The organism is Pseudomonas sp. PI1, from assembly GCF_000812405.1.
Classification (GTDB): Bacteria; Pseudomonadota; Gammaproteobacteria; order Pseudomonadales; family Pseudomonadaceae; genus Pseudomonas; species Pseudomonas citronellolis.
In genome coordinates this window covers 21,848-38,738 of sequence record NZ_JWMC01000102.1, presented here as the reverse complement: position 1 = coordinate 38,738, position 16,891 = coordinate 21,848, and the positions used below count along the sequence as shown (strand labels likewise).

Here is a 16,891-nt window from a genome sequence, read left to right as displayed (position 1 = left end):
GCAAGGAGTTACAAGGAGTCGAGCAGGACGGGGTGGAATAACCGACCGCATCAGGTCACGATCGACGGCGACCCATGCAAACACAGTGGAGGCACTCTACGACAAAAACCTGCGGAAAGCGAATCTGTATAAACATACACTATACGACCGTCCGTCCGTTTCGGACGGGTGTTGACCAACGCCAGTGGATTCGCGGGTTTTACCCGTTTCTCCAGGGCCCTGCGGCGCCCCTCCTGCTACACTGCGCGCCCACACGCCTGTCGGGTTTTTTCTTCGTGACCTCCACCGCCTTCTCCAGCCTGCCCCTCTCCGCCGACCTGCTCGCCAACCTCGAAGCCCTCGGTTACAAAGAGATGACGCCGATCCAGGCCGCCAGCCTGCCGGTCATCCTCAAGGGCCGCGACCTGATCGCCCAGGCCAAGACCGGCAGCGGCAAGACCGCGGCCTTCGGCATCGGCCTGCTCAGCCCGCTGAACCCGCGCTACTTCGGCTGCCAGGCGCTGGTGCTGTGTCCGACCCGCGAGCTGGCCGACCAGGTGGCCAAGGAGATCCGCCGCCTGGCCCGCGCCGCCGACAACATCAAGGTGCTGACCCTCTGCGGCGGCGTGCCCTTCGGCCCGCAGATCGGCTCGCTGGAGCACGGCGCCCACGTGGTGGTCGGCACCCCGGGGCGGGTGCAGGAGCACCTGCGCCGCGGCTCCCTGGTGCTCGACGGGCTGAACACCCTGGTGCTGGACGAGGCCGACCGCATGCTCGACATGGGCTTCTACGACAGCATCGCCGACATCATCGGCCAGCTCCCGGCGCGCCGGCAGAGCCTGCTGTTCTCGGCCACCTACCCGGCCGGCATCGAGCAACTGGCGGCGAAGTTCCTGCGCCAGCCCGAGCGTGTGGAAGTGGAGGCGCTGCACGACGACAGCCAGATCGAACAGCACTTCTACGAAATCGAGCCGCGCCAGCGCATGGATGCGGTGGTGCGCCTGCTGCAGCACTTCCGCCCGCAGTCCGCCGTAGCCTTCTGCCACACCCGCCAGCAGTGCGTGGAGCTGGCCCAGGCGCTGGACGCGCAGAAGATTTCCGCCCTGGCCCTGCACGGCGACCTGGAGCAGCGCGAGCGCGACCAGGTGCTGGCGATGTTCGCCAACCGCAGCTGCAGCGTGCTGGTGGCCACCGACGTGGCCGCCCGCGGCCTGGACATCGAGGGCCTGGAGGCGGTGATCAACGTCGAGCTGAGCCGCGACGCCCAGGTCCACGTGCACCGCATCGGCCGCAGCGGCCGCGCCGGCGAGAAGGGCCTGGCGCTGTCCCTGGTGGCCCCGGCCGAAGCCTCCCGCGCCCAGGCCATCGAGGACCTGCAGGGCAAGCCGCTGAACTGGGAGCGCATCGACTTCCTGCGCGCCAACCCGGCGCCGCTGCTGCCGCCGATGACCACCCTGAACATCGCCGGCGGGCGCAAGGACAAGCTGCGCCCCGGCGACATCCTCGGCGCCCTCACCGGCGACGCCGGCCTGCCCGGCAGCGCGGTGGGCAAGATCGCCATCTTCGACTTCCAGGCCTACGTGGCGGTGCAGCGCGACCAGGCCAAGGCGGCGCTCAAGCGCCTGCAGGAAGGCAGGATCAAGGGGCGTTCGTTCAAGGTGCGCATCCTCTGACGCGCGGGGCTCTTCGTAGGAGCGAGCTTGCTCGCGAACGGAGTTTCCTGGTCATAACGGTGCATGAGGTCACCGCCGTCCCCTCTCCCCAGCCCTCTCCCTGAAGGGAGAGGGGGCTTGTCCGTGCCGAGAGGAGGAATGGTTTCAGCCGAAAACCGACGGAGCTGCCGGCTGACTGCGGGATACTCATCCACTCCGAACGGTCCCCTCTCCCTTCAGGGCGGGGCGCGCAGCCGAGGGTTAGGGAGAGGGCGCTCTTCAGGGCAAGCACCTTTCGCAAGCAAGCTCGCTCCCACGAAAAGCATCCCCCGCAACCAATAGCCGCGCGCCAGGCGATCCGCTAGTCTCAGCGCAGAGACACCTCGGAAGTCCCCGACGCGCATGCTTTCCTCCCCCTTGTTCGAGACCCTGCGGCGCCTGTGGGCGCTGGACAAGTTCGCCTACAGCCTGCGGGTGTTCATCGCCCTGGCCGGGGCCATGGCCGCCTGCCTGCTGCTGGGCCGCACCGAGCTGGTGATCCCGCTGTTCCTGGGCATCATCGCCAGCGCCCTGGCCGAGACCGACGACCACTGGCTGGGCCGCCTGAAGGCGTTGCTGGTGACCCTGGTGTGCTTCCTCATCGCCGCGCTGGCGGTGGAGCTGCTGTTCCCCTACCCCTGGCTGTTCGTCGCCGGCCTGGCCCTGTCGGCGTTCGGCATGACGCTGCTGGGCGCGCTGGGCGAGCGCTATGCGGCCATCGCCTCGGCCACGCTGATCCTGTCCATCTACACCATGATCGGCGTCGACCAGCGCGGCGGCGCCCCCGGCGACCTGTGGCAGGAGCCGCTGCTGCTGGTGGCCGGCGCGGCCTGGTACGGCGCGCTCTCGGTGCTGTGGAACGCGCTCTTCGCCAACCAGCCGGTGCAGCAGGTGCTGGCCCGCGCCTACTTCGAGCTGGGCGAGTACCTGAAGATCAAATCGACGCTGTTCGAACCGCTGCGCCAGCTCAACGTCGAGGACCGGCGCCTGGCCCTGGCGCGGCAGAACGGCAGGCTGGTGGTGACGCTCAACCAGGCCAAGGAAACCATCCTCAGCCGCCTCAGCCATGGCCGCCCGGGGCCCAAGCTGAGCCGCTACCTGAAGCTGTACTTCATCGCCCAGGACGTCCACGAGCGCGCCAGCTCCTCGCACTACCCCTACAACCGCCTGGCCGAGGCCTTCTTCCACAGCGACGTGCTGTTCCGCTGCCAGCGCCTGCTCAACCAGCAGGGCAAGGCCTGCCAGGCGCTGTCGCGGGCCATCCGCCTGCGCCAGCGCTTCGACTACAACGACAGCGAGCAGGCCCTGGCCGACCTGCAGGCCTCGCTGGAATACCTGCGCCAGCAGGGCAACCCGGCCTGGCGCTCGCTGCTGCGCTCCCTCGGCGCCCTGGCCGGCAACCTCGCCACCCTCGACCAGAAGCTCAGCGGCGCGAGCAACCCCGACGCCCTCGCCGAGGAACAGGACAGCGCCCTGCTGGACCGCTCGCCACGCTCGCTGCGTGACGCCTTCGAACGCATCCGCCAGCAGCTCACGCCCACCTCGCTGCTGTTCCGCCACGCCCTGCGCCTGGGCCTGACGCTGACCGCCGGCTACGGCGTGCTGCACCTGATCCACCCGACCCAGGGCTACTGGATCCTGCTGACCACGGTGTTCGTCTGCCAGCCCAACTACGGCGCCACGCGCATCCGCCTGGTGCAGCGCATCCTCGGCACCCTGGTCGGCCTGGTGGCCGGCTGGGCGCTGATCGACCTGTTCCCCAACCCGCTGGTGCAGTCGCTGCTGGCGGTGGTCGCCGGGGTGGCCTTCTTCGCCACCCGCAGCACCCGCTACACCCTGGCCACCGCGGCCATCACCCTGCTGGTGCTGCTGTGCTTCAACCAGGTGGGCAACGGCTACGGGCTGATCCTGCCGCGCCTGTTCGACACCCTGCTGGGCGCCTTCATCGCCGGCCTGGCGGTGTTCCTCATCCTCCCCGACTGGCAGGGCCGGCGCCTGCACAGCCTGGTCGGCGGCACCCTGGCCTGCAACGCCCGCTACCTGCGCGAGATCATGCAGCAGTACGCCAGCGGCAAGCGCGACGACCTCATCTACCGCACCGCCCGGCGCAACGCCCACAACGCCGACGCGACGCTCTCCACCACGCTGTCGAACATGCTTCTGGAGCCCGGCCACTTCCGCAAGGACGCCGAGCTGGGCTTCCGCTTCCTGGTGCTCTCGCACACCCTGCTCAGCTACCTCTCGGCCCTGGGCGCGCACCGCGACCGCCTGCCGGAGTCGCCGGCCAACGCGCTGATCGGCGAAGCCGCCGAGCAGCTCACCGCCAGCCTCGACGACATCGCCGCCAGCCTCGCCCAGCGCAAGCCGGTGGCCATCCACAGCGATACCGAGGAAGACCTGGCCAAGCGCCTGGAACAGGTGCCGGAGGAACTGGAAGACCCGCAGCGCCTGGTGCAGACGCAGCTGGCGCTGATCTGCCGCGAGCTGGCGCCGCTGCGCAGCCTGGCCGCGCACCTGCTGAAGAAGGAGATCGGCGCCGAGCAGGAAGCCGCCGCCTGAGCCCGGCTCAGGGCCCGCGCAGGTCCATGAAGGCGTCGTAGCTGCCGTCCTCGCGCATCAGCCGCAGTTCGCGGTTGAAGTCTTCGATTATCTGCGCGTGGCGCGGGTTGGCGCGGCTGACCAGGATGTACAGCGGGTTCTCCGACAGCGGCTGAGGCAGGAACTCCAGCTTGTGGCGCTCATCCTTCAGGTCGTGTTCGAGGATGTAGCGGGCGGTCCACTCGTCCTCCAGAGTCAGCTCGACGCGGCCGGCGACCACCATCATCGCGGCGTTGGGGAAGGACAGCACCGGCACCTTGTGCAGCCGGCGGTCCTCATTGAACTCGGGGGTGTAGCTGTAGCCGCGGACCACGGCGATGCGGAACGGGTAGAGGTCGGCCAGGCGCTCGAAGACGATGGGCGAGCCCTTGCGCTTGAGGAAGCGCAGGCGGTTCACCAGGTAGGGCTCGGAATACTGCCCGAAGGTCTCGCGCTCGGCGCTGTACCAAGAATCCACCAGCACGTCGTACTCGCCGTTGCGCACCCCGTGCAGGGCCCGCGGCCAGGGCACCTCGGCGTAGTGGATGGCGTAGCCGGCGCGGGTCAGCGCGGTGCTGACGAAATGCACCGCCAGGCCGCGGCCGGGCATCTGCGCGTCGGCATAGGGCGGCCAGCGGTCGGCGACCAGGTTCAGCGGCTCTTCGGCCTGGGCGCAGAACGGCAAGGCCAGGGCGATCAGCAGGGCACGCAGCAGCATGGCTCTCCTTGCTCGAGGCCCGCGCCCCGCTACCGGCAAGCGGGCGGACTCAGAAAAGCATCGCCGCGCGCAGGCTCATTCCCCCACCGGCTTCGGGCAGAACGCCGAAGGAATAGGCGCTGTCTGGCGATCCCTCAAGGAACAGATTGTAGGTGAAGTTGGCGGCGAGATTACCCACCGCCATGCCCACCAAAGTATCGGTTGGGTAGTGCTTGGAGCCTTCCACCCGCGCCAGCGCGGTCAGCCCGTCCACCGTGTAGAGCCCGGCCTTGGCGGTGAAGCGCAGGGTCGGGTCCATGTCGATGTAGTCCAGGTTGCGCCGGGTGAAACTGTTGTGCACGGCGGTCACGGCCGTGTGCTTGGAAGGGAAGGAGTCGTCGGGAATGCCGTCGGGGCGGTCGCGCCCGGACACCTCCTTCCACTCCTCCACCAGGCCGGTCACCGCGTAGCGGTCGGTGGCCAGCAGCGCCAGGTTGCGCCCGCGCCAGGCCCACTTCTCCTCGCCCTCGCTGCCCCTGGGCGCGGCCACCAGGCCGGTGACCACGCTCAGCGCGGTGCTGGCGTTGAGCATGTGGTCGGCGGCGGAGTTGGCGTCGCCGCCGAACAGCCACTCGTGGTTGGCCGCGGACTTCTGCCACTTGTGGTCCCAGTTGCCGGCGGCGATCACCGCGGCGCCGGCCACCGGCGCCCAGGTGCCGGGGTCGAGGACGGCGCGCTGGGCGGAGTCGCCGACGCGCGACCAGCTCATCTGCGGGGAGCCGGCGCAGCCGGCGAAAAGGGCGGATGACACTAGGGTCAGGGCCGCCAGGTTGCGGTAGCTCATGGTTTCCCCCGTAGTCCGTCCGCTAGGGGACGGTAAGGAATTTTCAGAAAACCTACAGGGTAGACGCCTCAGTCCCATCCGACCTGCCGTCAGTCACTTCTTAGTCTGTCCATTTGTTTCGAGCAGCCCCTTGAGCAGGTCGATGGGCATGGGGAAGACGATGGTGGAGTTCTTGTCGCCGGCGATGCTGCCCAGCGTCTGCATGTAGCGCAGCTGCATGGCGCCGGGCTCGCGGGAGAGCATCTGCGCGGCCTGCATCAGCTTCTCCGAGGCCTGTAGCTCGCCCTCGGCATGGATCACCTTGGCCCGCCGCTCGCGCTCGGCCTCGGCCTGGCGGGCGATGGCGCGGACCATGGACTCGTTGAGGTCGACGTGCTTGATCTCGACGTTGGCCACCTTGATGCCCCAGGCGTCGGTCTGCGCGTCCAGCACCTTCTGGATGTCCAGGTTCAGGCGCTCGCGCTCGGCCAGCATCTCGTCCAGCTCGTGCTTGCCGAGCACCGCGCGCAGCGTGGTCTGGGCCAGCTGGCTGGTGGCGGCGAGGAAGTTCTCCACCTGGATGATGGCCTTCTGCGGATCGAGCACGCGGAAGTACACCACCGCGTTGACCTTCACCGAGACATTGTCGCGGGAGATCACGTCCTGCGGCGGCACGTCGAGCACCACGGTGCGCAGGTCGACGCGGACCATCTGCTGCACCACCGGGATCACCAGCACCAACCCCGGGCCCTTGACCTTCCAGAAACGGCCGAGCTGGAACACCACCCCGCGTTCGTATTCGCGCAGGATGCGCAGGGCGCTGGCCACCAGCATCAGCAGCAGGACCAGCGCCACCAGCAGTCCGAAGGGAATACCCATCAGTCACCTCCCGATTCGTCGTCGGCCGCCACCTCCAGGCGCAGGCCGTCGCGCGCCAGCACCTTGACCCGCTGGCCGGCGCGCAGGGTCCGGGCGCAGCGGACCTGCCACTGTTCGCCCTGCAGTTGTACCCAGCCGGCGTGGGCATCCCCGTCGGCCACCGCGTCCACGGTCGCCAGGCTGCCCACCAGGCCGGCCGCGCCGCTGACCACCTGGCGCTGCCGGCTCTTCATGGCCACGCCCAGCACCCCGGCGATGAACAGCGCGCTGACCGTGGCCACGCCGACGATCAGCCCCAGGGGAATGCCGAAGCCCGGCGCGTCGGTGTCCAGCAGGATCAGCCCGCCGATCACGAAGGCGGCGATGCCGCCGATGCCCAGGCTGCCGTAGCTGGGCACGAAGGCCTCGGCGGCCATGAAGGCCAGGCCGAGGACGATCAGCGCCACCCCCGCGTAGTTCACCGGCAGCAGTTGCATGGCGTAGAGCCCGAGCAGCAGGCAGATGCCGCCGAGTACGCCGGGCAGCGCCAGGCCGGGGTTGGCAAATTCGAAGATCAGTCCGTACACGCCGATCATCAGCAACAGCAGCGCTACGCTGGGGTCGGTGATCACCGCCAGCAGGCGGGTGCGCCAGTCGGGCTGGTGCTCGACCCAGGCGAGACCGGCGCTGTGGATGCTCAGCGCCTGCCCAGCCACCTGCACCTTGCGCCCGTCGATGGCGCGCAGCAACTGGTCGAGGTCGCCGGCCTGCAGGTCGACGACCTTCTGCTTCATGGCTTCTTCGGCGGACAGGCTGACCGCCTCGCGCACCGCGCGCTCGGCCCATTCGGCATTGCGCCCGCGCAGCTGCGCCAGGCCGCGGATGTAGGCCGCCGCGTCGTTGACCTGCTTGCGCTTGAGGGTGTCTTCCTCGCTGACGGCTGGCTTGCCGTCCTTGCCCTGGGGCTTTTCCGGGGCGCCGGGCGCGCCGATCTGCACCGGGGTGGCGGCGCCCAGGTTGGTGCCCGGGGCCATGGCGGCGAGGTGGCAGGCGTAGAGGATGTAGGTGCCGGCGCTGGCCGCCCGCGCGCCGCTGGGGGCGACGTAGCCGACCACGGGGATGGGGCTGGTGAGGATCGCCTTGACGATGTCGCGCATGGCGCTGTCCAGCCCGCCGGGGGTGTCCATGCGCAGCACCACCAGAGGCGCGCCCTCGTCCACGGCGCGTTGCAGGCCGCGCACTACGTAGTCGGAAGTCGCCGGGCCGATGGCCCCGTCCACCGTCAGCACCACCGCCGGAGGGGCCGCCAGCGCCCCGGCCGCGAACAGCAGCAGGAGCAAAGCGCAGCGGCGAAACAGCGTGGACATGGCACGCCTCCCCGGCCAGGACCGAAGCGGCGCCGCGGGCGAATGAAGGGGCGGCGCCTTCCTACAGCATAGTCCCCTGCCCCGGGATGCCCGTGACAGGCTGTTGCAGGGTGTTTTGCGGGAGAACTCCTAGCCGGCTTCTCGTAGGAGCGAGCTTGCTCGCGAATGGAACTCCCCGGCGATTCCGCTGCCCTGGCTTGGCTCCGCTCCCTCTCCCTAACCCTCGGCTGCGCGCCCCGCCCTGAAGGGAGAGGGGACCGTTCGGAGTGCGCTGATGTTTCGGCGTTAGCCGGCTAGCACAGGGACTACCGGCTGAAACCAAGCCTTCTCTCGGCACGGACTAGCCCCCTCTCCCCCTGGGAGAGGGCTGGGGTGAGGGATGCGGAGGAGCACCTGTCTCGCGGGCCACGCCGAGGCGCTCTTCGTAGGATGGGTTGAGCTTGCGAAACCCATGCGGTGGCGGTGATGGGTATCGCTTCGCTCAACACCATCCTACGAAAAGCCATGCTCGCTCATACGGTAGGAGCGGACGCCGCCCGCGATTCATCCGCCCCGCGCCGATGCACAAACGAAAACGCCGTTCCCCCCTCACGGAAGAAACGGCGCTTTCACCTTCGGCCTCAAGCCGAAGAGAGCGGCCCGGTCAGCCCTTGAACACGTCTTCCACCGACTGCAGCGGATAGTGCTTCGGATACGGCAGGGTAGCCACGCCGCTCTCGATGGCGGCCTTGGCCACGGCATCGGAGACCACGGTGATCAGGCGCTTGTCCATGGGTTTCGGGATGATGTACTCGCGGCCGAACTCCAGGGACGATACGCCGTAGGCCTCGCACACGTCCTTGGGCACCGGCTCCTTGGCCAGGTCGCGCAGGGCCAGGGCGGCGGCGATCTTCATCTCTTCGTTGATGCGGGTGGCGCGCACGTCCAGGGCACCGCGGAAGATGAAGGGGAAGCCCAGCACGTTGTTCACCTGGTTCGGGTAGTCCGAACGGCCGGTGGCCATGATCACGTCGTTGCGGGTGGCGTGGGCCAGTTCCGGCTTGATCTCCGGGTCCGGGTTGGAGCAGGCGAAGACGATCGGGTTCGGCGCCATGCGCTTGAGGTCTTCGGCGCTGAGCAGGTTGGCGCCGGACAGGCCGACGAACACGTCCGCGCCTTCCAGGGCGTCGGCCAGGGTGCGCTTGTCGGTCTCGGTGGCGAACACCGCCTTGTACTGGTTCAGGTCGGTGCGGCCGGCGTGGATCACGCCCTGGCGGTCGATCATGTAGATGTTCTCGACCTTGGCGCCCATGCTCACCAGCAGCTTCATGCAGGAGATGGCGGCGGCGCCGGCGCCCAGGCAGACGATCTTCGCGCTTTCCAGGTTCTTGCCCGCGATTTCCAGGGCGTTGAGCATGCCGGCGGCGGTGACGATGGCGGTGCCATGCTGGTCATCGTGGAACACCGGGATGTCGCACTGCTCGATCAGCGCGCGCTCGATCTCGAAGCACTCCGGCGCCTTGATGTCTTCCAGGTTGATGCCGCCGAAGGTGATGGAGATGCGCTTGACGGTGTCGATGAAGGCCTGCGGGCTCTCGGCGTCGACCTCGATGTCGAACACGTCGATGCCGGCGAAACGCTTGAACAGCACGCCCTTGCCTTCCATGACCGGCTTGGAGGCCAGCGGGCCGAGGTTGCCCAGGCCGAGGATGGCGGTGCCGTCGGAGATCACCGCGACCAGGTTGCCCTTGCCGGTGTACTTGTAGGCCAGTTCGGCGTCACGGGCGATCTCGCGGACCGGCTCGGCCACGCCCGGGCTGTAGGCCAGCGACAGGTCGCGGGCGGTGACGGTGGGCTTGGTCAGCTCGACGCTGAGTTTCCCGGGGCGGGGTTGCGCGTGATATTCGAGGGCAGCGGTCTTGAGATCAGACATTTTTGGCACTTCCGCTTTATTGCTTGTTGGACAGACGGGCGACCGAGCATACGCGGGAAGAAAGCGCCTGCCAAGATAGCTTCAGGGCTCCGGTGTCAATGCTGCTAACGCACGATTTTCAACCATTCCCCGGGTTTTGGCTGAGCGGTTGGATACAAATCATTGAGTAATCGTATACGAGAAATCGCGTCAGATTCCGGCTCGTTTCCGCCCTTTGCCAGCTGTTCCAGGCTTTGCCCGGCCCTCGCCTGGACCAGCTGCAGGCGCCGCGGCTCGGCCAGCTTCCGTTCGTCGGCGCGCAACGGGCGGAAACTGCGGATCACCGAGAGGAACTCGGCGTCGCGGCTTTCCAGCGAGGCGCGGCCTTTGACCACACCCACGAACAGGTAGGCGCCCTGGTCCTTGTAGATCACCGCCACACGTCGCGCGGGCGAACCGGGGATCACCGCGCTGGCGCCCTTCAGGCCGGCCTGGTTCAGTTCCTGCTCGTCGGTCAGGCGGCCGCCGGCGCCCTTGCGCAGGTATTCCAGCGGGCTCAGTTGGCCGTCGCGTGGCACCAGCTTCATGCCGATGTAGGCCTGCTGGTCCTCGGGGTAGCCGATCAGCGCGGTGGGCTGGTTGAGCATGCCCCAGCCCCTGGGATAGCTGAGGGTGAAGCCCAGTTCGCCGTGGTAGAAGCTTTGCCCGCGACGGATGCCGGACTCGGCGGAATCACCGAAGGGCATGCCGTCGATGGCTTTCAGGTAGCGGTCGCGGCCGACCTCCTGCTGGCCGCCGGCCAGGGCCTGGGCCGGGCCCAGCACCTCCTGCAGGCGCCGGTCGTTGTCCGGGTGGGTGTCGAACAGCCCGTGGTAGCCCACCGGCTGCACCGCCTCGCCCTTGGCCTGGGCGACCTGGCGGGCGTAGTCCTCCTGGTTCTTCAGCACCCGCACCACCTGGATCATCGCCTTGGGGTCATAGCCGGCGCGGGCCAGGTACTTGGCGCCCAGGCCGTCGGCCTGCAGCTCCATGTCGCGGCCGTAGCCGCGCACCACGGCGGTGCCGAGGACGTTGGTGAGGTCGCCGGCGGCGCTGACCCCGGTGCCGATGGCCACGGCCGCGCCGAGCACGTTCCAGGCGCTGGCCTGGCTCTGCTGGCGCACGCTGTGGCGGGCGGTGACGTGGCCGATCTCGTGGCCCAGCACCGCGGCCAGCTCGGCTTCGGAATTGAGGTAGGCCATCAGCCCGCGGTGAATATAGATGTAGCCGCCGGGCAGGGCGAAGGCGTTGATGTCGGGGCTGTCGACCACGGTGAAGCGGTACTGCAGGGTGGGCCGGTCGCCGACCCGGGCGACGCGTTCGCCCACCTGTTGGACGTAGGCCTGGAGCTTCTCGTCGGCGTAGCGCGGGTACTGCTTGGCCGCTTCCTGGCTGGCCTGGCGGCCGAGGGCCAGCTCGTCCTGCTCGCTCATGGTGACGAAGTCGGTCTCGCCGGTGGCGGGGTTGACCGCGCAGCCGCCCAGCACGCCGCCCAGCGTGAACAGGCAGGTGAGCAACAGCATCCTTGTCTTGGTCATGGCAGCAGCTCCAGCATGGCCGGGTCGGTGATGGGCAGCATCCAGCGTGCCTGCCCCGGTTTCACGGCGCCGCGCGCGGCGCGGTCGATCACCCAGCCGCGCGCTTCCAGGGTGCGCCCGGGCAGCGCCGCCAACGTGCGCTTATCGAACGCTTTCAACAGCTTAGGCTCGATCCGCAGGACCAGCGAACCGTCCATCTCCAGCCACAGGCCACCGCGGTTGCGCTGCACCTGGGCGACGCGCCCGCGGACGATGACGAAGCCGCTCTGGCGCAGGCTTTGCGCGTCCCGCACCGGCGGGCGTTTCCACAGGCCGCGGCCGGCCTTGCGCGCCTCGCGCTCGGCGGCCTGCTGGCAGGCGGTCAACTCGGTGTTGGGCGCCACCGCCACCAGGTAGCCCAGGCCCTCGGCCAGCAGTTGCGCCTCGATGTTGCGCCCCTGGCGGTCGTACAGGTGGGCCAGGGTGCGACCGTAATGGTCCTTGCCCTGGCGTCCGAGCCGCAACCCTAATTCGCCGTCGTTGGCCGCCACCAGCGCCTGCAGGCGTTGCCGCGCGGCCTCGGCGAAGGGCTCGGTGCTGCGCCCGCCGTGGGCCAGTTCCGGGGCGTTGACGCCGATCAGGCGCACGTTGCGGCCATCGGCCAGCTTCAGGGTGTCGCCATCCACCACCCGCGCCACGCGCACCGTGCCGGCGCCGCTGGGCGCCGGGCAGGACGCCGCCAGGGCCGGTGCGCCCAGGCAAATCGCGAGCACAAAAAAGGCGCCCCGCAGGGGCGCCTTTTTCAGCAGATCGGGAAAGGCCATCGGGGCTTTTCCGGAAATCGCTCTTACTTCTTGCCGCCGAACATGGCGAAGCGCTGGTTGAAGCGATCGATACGGCCGCCGGTGTCCACGACTTTCTGCTTGCCGGTGTAGAACGGGTGGCATTCGGAGCAGACGTCCAGGTGGATGCCTTTGCACAGGGTCGAACGGGTCTTGATCACGTTGCCGCAGCTGCAGGTGGCTTCGATTTCTTCGTACGCGGGATGGATTTCCGGTTTCATGATGTCTTCCTCTGGTTGGTGTGCCGCCACCCAGTCTCTGGCAGAAGCCGAGCCACGGCCTTCGAGGACCGCGGGCGGGATCTTTTACCGGGCACCGCACGCAAATTAAGGGCGTGGATCATACCAGAGACTTTGTCCAGCGCAAGTCGGGGCGCCGACCGACCGTCGCCGCGGCCCGTGCTAAGATCGCCGCCTCACGACGCCCCGGAAAGCCCACAGCGTGCCCCGACCCAGCATCCTGCGCCTCGCCCTGCCCTCGCCGCTGCGCCGCCTGTTCGACTACCTGCCGCCGCGCGGGCTCGACCCCAGCCGCCTGCAGCCCGGCGTGCGCCTGCGCGTGCCCTTCGGCCGCCGCGAGATCGTCGGCGTGCTGGTGGAGCTGGCGGACAGCTCGCAAGTGCCCGAGGACAAGCTGCGCCCGGCGCTGGCCGTGCTCGACCGCGAGCCGCCGCTGCCGGCGCACCTGCTGGAGCTGTGCCGCTGGACCGCGCAGTACTACCAGCACAGCCTCGGCGACACCCTGTCCTGGGCGCTGCCCAACCTGCTGCGCCAGGGCGAGCCGGCCGAGGCGCGGGTGCAGCGCTTCTGGCTCGCCGTCCCCGGCGCGCGCCTGGACGATCCGCGCCTGGCCCGCGCGCCGCGCCAGCGCCAGGCCCTGCAGACGCTGCAGCAGCACCCCCACGGCGTGCTCCATGAACTGCTGAGCCAGTTGGGCATCAACAAGGACAGCCTCGACCTGCTGGTGGAAAAGGGCCTGGCCACGCTGGAGAGCCGCCGCCACGTGCCGGCGGAACACCACGGCGGCTGGCTGGCCCAGGCCGAGCTGCCGCTCAACGCCGAGCAGCGCGCCGCCTGCGAAGCGGTGCGCGCCGGCTTCGGCGCCTTCCACAGCTACCTGCTGGCCGGCGTCACCGGCAGCGGCAAGACCGAGGTCTACCTGCAGCTGATCCACCAGGTGCTGGAGGCCGGCAAGCAGGCGCTGGTGCTGATCCCGGAGATCAACCTCGGCCCGCAGACGCTGAGCCGCTTCGAGCGCCGCTTCAACGCGCGCATCGCCCTGCTGCACTCGGCGCTGACCGACCGCGAGCGCCTGGACGCCTGGCTGGCGGCGCGCGACGGCGAGGCGGACATCGTCATCGGCACCCGCTCGGCGCTGTTCACCCCGCTGAAGAACCCCGGGCTGATCATCATCGACGAGGAGCACGACGCCTCCTATAAACAGCAGGAAGGCCTGCGCTACCACGCCCGCGACCTGGCCCTGGTGCGCGCGCGCCTGGAGAAGGTGCCGATCCTGCTCGGCTCGGCCACACCCTCGCTGGAAAGCCTGCACAACGCCGCCAGCGGCCGCTACGGCCTGCTGCGCCTGACGCAGCGCGCCGGCGGCGCCCAGGCGCCGAAGTTCCAGCGCCTGGACGTGAAGAGCCTGCCGCTGGACGCCGGCCTGTCGATGCCGCTGCAACGGGCCATCGGCGAAACCCTCGGCGCCGGCCAGCAGGTGCTGGTGTACCTGAACCGCCGCGGCTTCGCCCCGACCCTGCTGTGCCACGACTGCGGCTGGATCAGCCAGTGCCCGCGCTGCGACGCGCGCATGACACTGCACCAGGGCTCCGGCGAGCTGCGCTGCCACCACTGTGACCACCGCGAGCGCCCGCCGCGCCAATGCCCCAAGTGCGGCCAACTGGACCTGCGCCCGGTCGGCGCCGGCACCGAGCGCGCCGAGGAGCGCCTGCGCATCCTCTTCCCCGACTACCCGGTGCTGCGCATCGACCGCGACAGCACCTCGCGCAAGCACGCCATGCGCGACCTGTTCGCCACCATCAACAAGGGCGAGCCGTGCATCCTGGTCGGCACCCAGATGCTCGCCAAGGGCCACCACTTCCCGCGCGTCACCCTGGTGGCCATCCTCGACGCCGACGGCGGGCTGTTCTCCGCCGACTTCCGCGCCAGCGAGCGCATGGCCCAGCAGATCGTCCAGGTCGCCGGCCGCGCCGGCCGCGCCGAGGAGCCCGGCCGGGTGCTGATCCAGACGCACCTGGCCGACCACCCGCTGCTGGTGCAACTCACCGAGCAGGGCTACTTCGCCTTCGCCGACCAGGCCCTGGCCGAGCGCCGCGCCGCCGGCCTGCCGCCGTTCTGCCACCTGGCCCTGCTGCGCGCCGAGGCGCACAAGCCGGGCCAGGCCGAAGGCTTCCTCGAAGAAGCCTGCGCCGAAGCCGAGCGCCTGCAGGCGCAGCTGGGCAGCGACGTCGAGCTGCTCGGCCCGGTGCCGGCGCCCATGGAACGCCGCGCCGGCCGCTTCCGCGCCCAGCTGCTGCTGATGAGCAGCGCCCGCGTGCCGCTGCACCGCCTGCTGTCGTGCTGGCTGCCGATCCTCGAAAGCATGCCCGGCGGGCGCCAGGTGCGCTGGTCGCTGGACGTCGATCCGATCGATTTGTTCTAGAAAGAGCAGTTGGAAGCTGAAAGCTGAAAGCTGAAAAAAGCAAAAGCGGCGATCTGACTGGGGCAAATCAAGGTACGGAAGGGCTTTTGCTTGTAGCTTTAAGCTTACGGCTTGCTGCTGCGCCCTTCAGGCACCGATAATGCGCGGTTCTGAGCCAGATATGCGGTCGAGCGCCCCGAGTCGCGCGCGAGCACGGAGAAACGCCATGAAAGACACCATCCGCCAGCTGATCCAGCACGCCCTCGCCAGCCTCGTCGAGGACGGCACCCTGCCGGCCGGGCTGAGCCCGGACATCCAGGTCGAGACCACCAAGGACCGCAGCCACGGCGACTACGCCAGCAACATCGCCATGATGCTGGCCAAGCCCGCCGGCCTGAAGCCGCGCGACCTGGCCACCAAGCTGGTCGCCGCGCTGCCGGCCAACCCGCAGGTGGCCAAGGTGGAGATCGCCGGCCCCGGCTTCCTCAACTTCTTCCAGGACCAGGCCTGGCTGGCCGCGAGCCTCGACGCCGCCCTGGGCGACGACCACCTGGGCGTGCGCAAGGCCGGCCCGGCGCAGCGCGTGGCCATCGACATGTCCTCGCCGAACCTGGCCAAGGAGATGCACGTCGGCCACCTGCGCTCGACCATCATCGGCGATGCCGTGGCCCGCGTGCTGGAATTCCTCGGCGACACCGTGATCCGCCAGAACCACGTCGGCGACTGGGGCACCCAGTTCGGCATGCTGCTGGCCTACCTGGAAGAGCAGCCGGTGGACGCCCAGGCCGAGCTGCACGACCTGGAAGTCTTCTACCGCGCCGCCAAGAAGCGTTTCGACGAGTCCGCCGAGTTCGCCGACCGCGCCCGCGAACTGGTGGTCAAGCTGCAGGCCGGCGACGCCGAGTGCCTGCGCCTGTGGACGCGCTTCAACGAAATCTCCCTGTCGCACTGCCAGAAGGTCTACGACCAGCTGGGCGTGAAGCTGACCATGGCCGACGTCAAGGGCGAGAGCGCCTACAACGACGACCTCGCCAACGTGGTCGACGAACTCAAGGCCAAGGGCCTGCTGACCGAGGACGACGGCGCCCTGTGCGTGTTCCTCGACGAGTTCAAGAACGCCGAAGGCAACCCGCTGCCGGTGATCGTGCAGAAGGCCGGCGGCGGCTACCTGTACGCCACCACCGACCTGGCGGCGATGCGCTACCGCAACAAGGTGCTGCACTGCGACCGCGTGCTGTACTTCGTCGACCAGCGCCAGGCCCTGCACTTCCAGCAGGTGTTCGAGGTGGCGCGCCGCGCCGGCTTCGTCCCGGCCGGCATGGACCTGGAGCACATGGGCTTCGGCACCATGAACGGCGCCGACGGCAAGCCGTTCAAGACCCGCGACGGCGGCACCGTGAAGCTGATCGACCTGCTCGACGAAGCCGAGGAACGCGCCTACACCCTGGTCAAGGCCAAAAACCCCGAGCTGGGCGAGGACGAACTGCGCCACATCGCCCATGCCGTGGGCATCGGCGCGGTGAAGTACGCCGACCTGTCGAAGCACCGCACCAGCGACTACAGCTTCAACTTCGAGCAGATGCTCAGCTTCGAGGGCAACACCGCGCCCTACCTGCTCTACGCCTACACCCGCGTGGCCAGCATCTTCCGCAAGCTGGGCAAGGGCTATGACGAGGTCGGCGGCAAGATCGTCCTGGAAGCCCCGCAGGAGCAGGCCCTGGCCGCCCAGCTGGCGCAGTTCGGCGACCTGCTCAACAATGTCGCGCTCAAGGGCGTGCCGCACATCCTCTGCGCCTACCTGTACGAACTGGCCGGGCTGTTCTCCAGCTTCTACGAGCACTGCCCGATCCTCGCCGCGCAGACCCCGGAGCAGCAGGAAAGCCGCCTGAAACTGGCCGCACTGACGGGCCGCACCCTCAAGCAGGGCCTGGAACTGCTGGGCCTGGAAACCCTGGAACGCATGTAACCCT

General features: G+C 68.9%; 12 protein-coding genes. 4 read left to right on the top strand and 8 right to left on the bottom strand.

From position 1 onward, the window contains the following. The first annotated feature begins 275 nt into the window (after positions 1–275). Both dbpA and yccS read left to right on the top strand, forming a co-directional pair. Positions 276–1,652: an ATP-dependent RNA helicase DbpA gene (gene dbpA, locus RN02_RS30410; RefSeq protein ID WP_043269405.1), complete on the top strand. Its 1,377-nt coding sequence runs from the start codon at positions 276–278 to the stop codon at positions 1,650–1,652. A 381-nt stretch (positions 1,653–2,033) separates the two neighbouring features. Then, complete coding sequence (gene yccS / locus RN02_RS30405; protein WP_043319151.1) at positions 2,034–4,229, top strand: YccS family putative transporter; 2,196 nt, start codon at positions 2,034–2,036, stop codon at positions 4,227–4,229. Positions 4,230–4,236: 7 nt separating this feature from the next. Here yccS and RN02_RS30400 read toward each other — a convergent pair whose 3' ends face one another. From RN02_RS30400 to rpmE, 8 genes are all read right to left on the bottom strand, one after another. Then, complete coding sequence (locus tag RN02_RS30400) at positions 4,237–4,965, bottom strand: substrate-binding periplasmic protein (protein ID WP_043319149.1); 729 nt, start codon at positions 4,963–4,965, stop codon at positions 4,237–4,239. A 49-nt stretch (positions 4,966–5,014) separates the two neighbouring features. Beyond that, a complete protein-coding gene (locus tag RN02_RS30395; RefSeq protein ID WP_043269411.1) occupies positions 5,015–5,788 on the bottom strand; it encodes a phosphatase PAP2 family protein in 774 nt (257 codons plus the stop codon). Positions 5,789–5,881: 93 nt separating this feature from the next. Continuing rightward, positions 5,882–6,649, bottom strand: coding sequence for a slipin family protein (locus RN02_RS30390; protein WP_141766302.1), 768 nt, complete (start codon positions 6,647–6,649; stop codon positions 5,882–5,884). Further along, on the bottom strand, positions 6,646–7,992 hold the full coding sequence (locus RN02_RS30385) for an NfeD family protein (RefSeq protein ID WP_043319146.1): 1,347 nt from the start codon (positions 7,990–7,992) through the stop codon (positions 6,646–6,648). Before RN02_RS30385 ends, RN02_RS30390 begins: the two co-directional genes overlap by 4 nt. A 643-nt stretch (positions 7,993–8,635) precedes the next feature. Beyond that, a complete protein-coding gene (locus RN02_RS30380) occupies positions 8,636–9,904 on the bottom strand; it encodes a malic enzyme-like NAD(P)-binding protein (protein WP_043269415.1) in 1,269 nt (422 codons plus the stop codon). Between the two features lie 104 nt (positions 9,905–10,008). Beyond that, positions 10,009–11,460: a M48 family metalloprotease gene (locus RN02_RS30375; protein ID WP_043319143.1), complete on the bottom strand. Its 1,452-nt coding sequence runs from the start codon at positions 11,458–11,460 to the stop codon at positions 10,009–10,011. Continuing rightward, positions 11,457–12,263 carry a thermonuclease family protein gene (locus RN02_RS30370; protein ID WP_043269420.1) on the bottom strand — a complete coding sequence of 269 codons (807 nt, stop codon included), beginning with the start codon at positions 12,261–12,263 and terminating at the stop codon, positions 11,457–11,459. The genes RN02_RS30375 and RN02_RS30370 overlap by 4 nt, the downstream gene beginning before the upstream one ends. 23 nt (positions 12,264–12,286) lie before the next feature. Continuing rightward, complete coding sequence (gene rpmE / locus RN02_RS30365; RefSeq protein ID WP_009615432.1) at positions 12,287–12,502, bottom strand: 50S ribosomal protein L31; 216 nt, start codon at positions 12,500–12,502, stop codon at positions 12,287–12,289. A gap of 220 nt (positions 12,503–12,722) precedes the next feature. Between rpmE and RN02_RS30360 the strand changes: the two genes are divergently transcribed. Together RN02_RS30360 and argS are read left to right on the top strand one after the other, a co-directional pair. Beyond that, positions 12,723–14,942, top strand: coding sequence for a primosomal protein N' (locus RN02_RS30360; protein WP_043319141.1), 2,220 nt, complete (start codon positions 12,723–12,725; stop codon positions 14,940–14,942). A 205-nt stretch (positions 14,943–15,147) separates the two neighbouring features. Further along, positions 15,148–16,887, top strand: coding sequence for an arginine--tRNA ligase (argS, locus tag RN02_RS30355; protein WP_043319139.1), 1,740 nt, complete (start codon positions 15,148–15,150; stop codon positions 16,885–16,887). The last annotated feature ends 4 nt before the right edge of the window (positions 16,888–16,891 follow it).

What these genes read in the sequence shown, in the direction of transcription:
- RN02_RS30400 (WP_043319149.1), bottom strand. Translation starts at nt 4,965, where the DNA reads ATGCTGCTGCGTGCCCTGCTGATCGCCCTGGCCTTGCCGTTCTGCGCC.
- rpmE (WP_009615432.1), bottom strand. Translation starts at nt 12,502, where the DNA reads ATGAAACCGGAAATCCATCCCGCGTACGAAGAAATCGAAGCCACCTGC.
- RN02_RS30370 (WP_043269420.1), bottom strand. Translation starts at nt 12,263, where the DNA reads ATGGCCTTTCCCGATCTGCTGAAAAAGGCGCCCCTGCGGGGCGCCTTT.
- RN02_RS30385 (WP_043319146.1), bottom strand. Translation starts at nt 7,992, where the DNA reads ATGTCCACGCTGTTTCGCCGCTGCGCTTTGCTCCTGCTGCTGTTCGCG.
- RN02_RS30380 (WP_043269415.1), bottom strand. Translation starts at nt 9,904, where the DNA reads ATGTCTGATCTCAAGACCGCTGCCCTCGAATATCACGCGCAACCCCGC.
- yccS (WP_043319151.1), top strand. Translation starts at nt 2,034, where the DNA reads ATGCTTTCCTCCCCCTTGTTCGAGACCCTGCGGCGCCTGTGGGCGCTG.
- RN02_RS30395 (WP_043269411.1), bottom strand. Translation starts at nt 5,788, where the DNA reads ATGAGCTACCGCAACCTGGCGGCCCTGACCCTAGTGTCATCCGCCCTT.
- argS (WP_043319139.1), top strand. Translation starts at nt 15,148, where the DNA reads ATGAAAGACACCATCCGCCAGCTGATCCAGCACGCCCTCGCCAGCCTC.
- RN02_RS30375 (WP_043319143.1), bottom strand. Translation starts at nt 11,460, where the DNA reads ATGACCAAGACAAGGATGCTGTTGCTCACCTGCCTGTTCACGCTGGGC.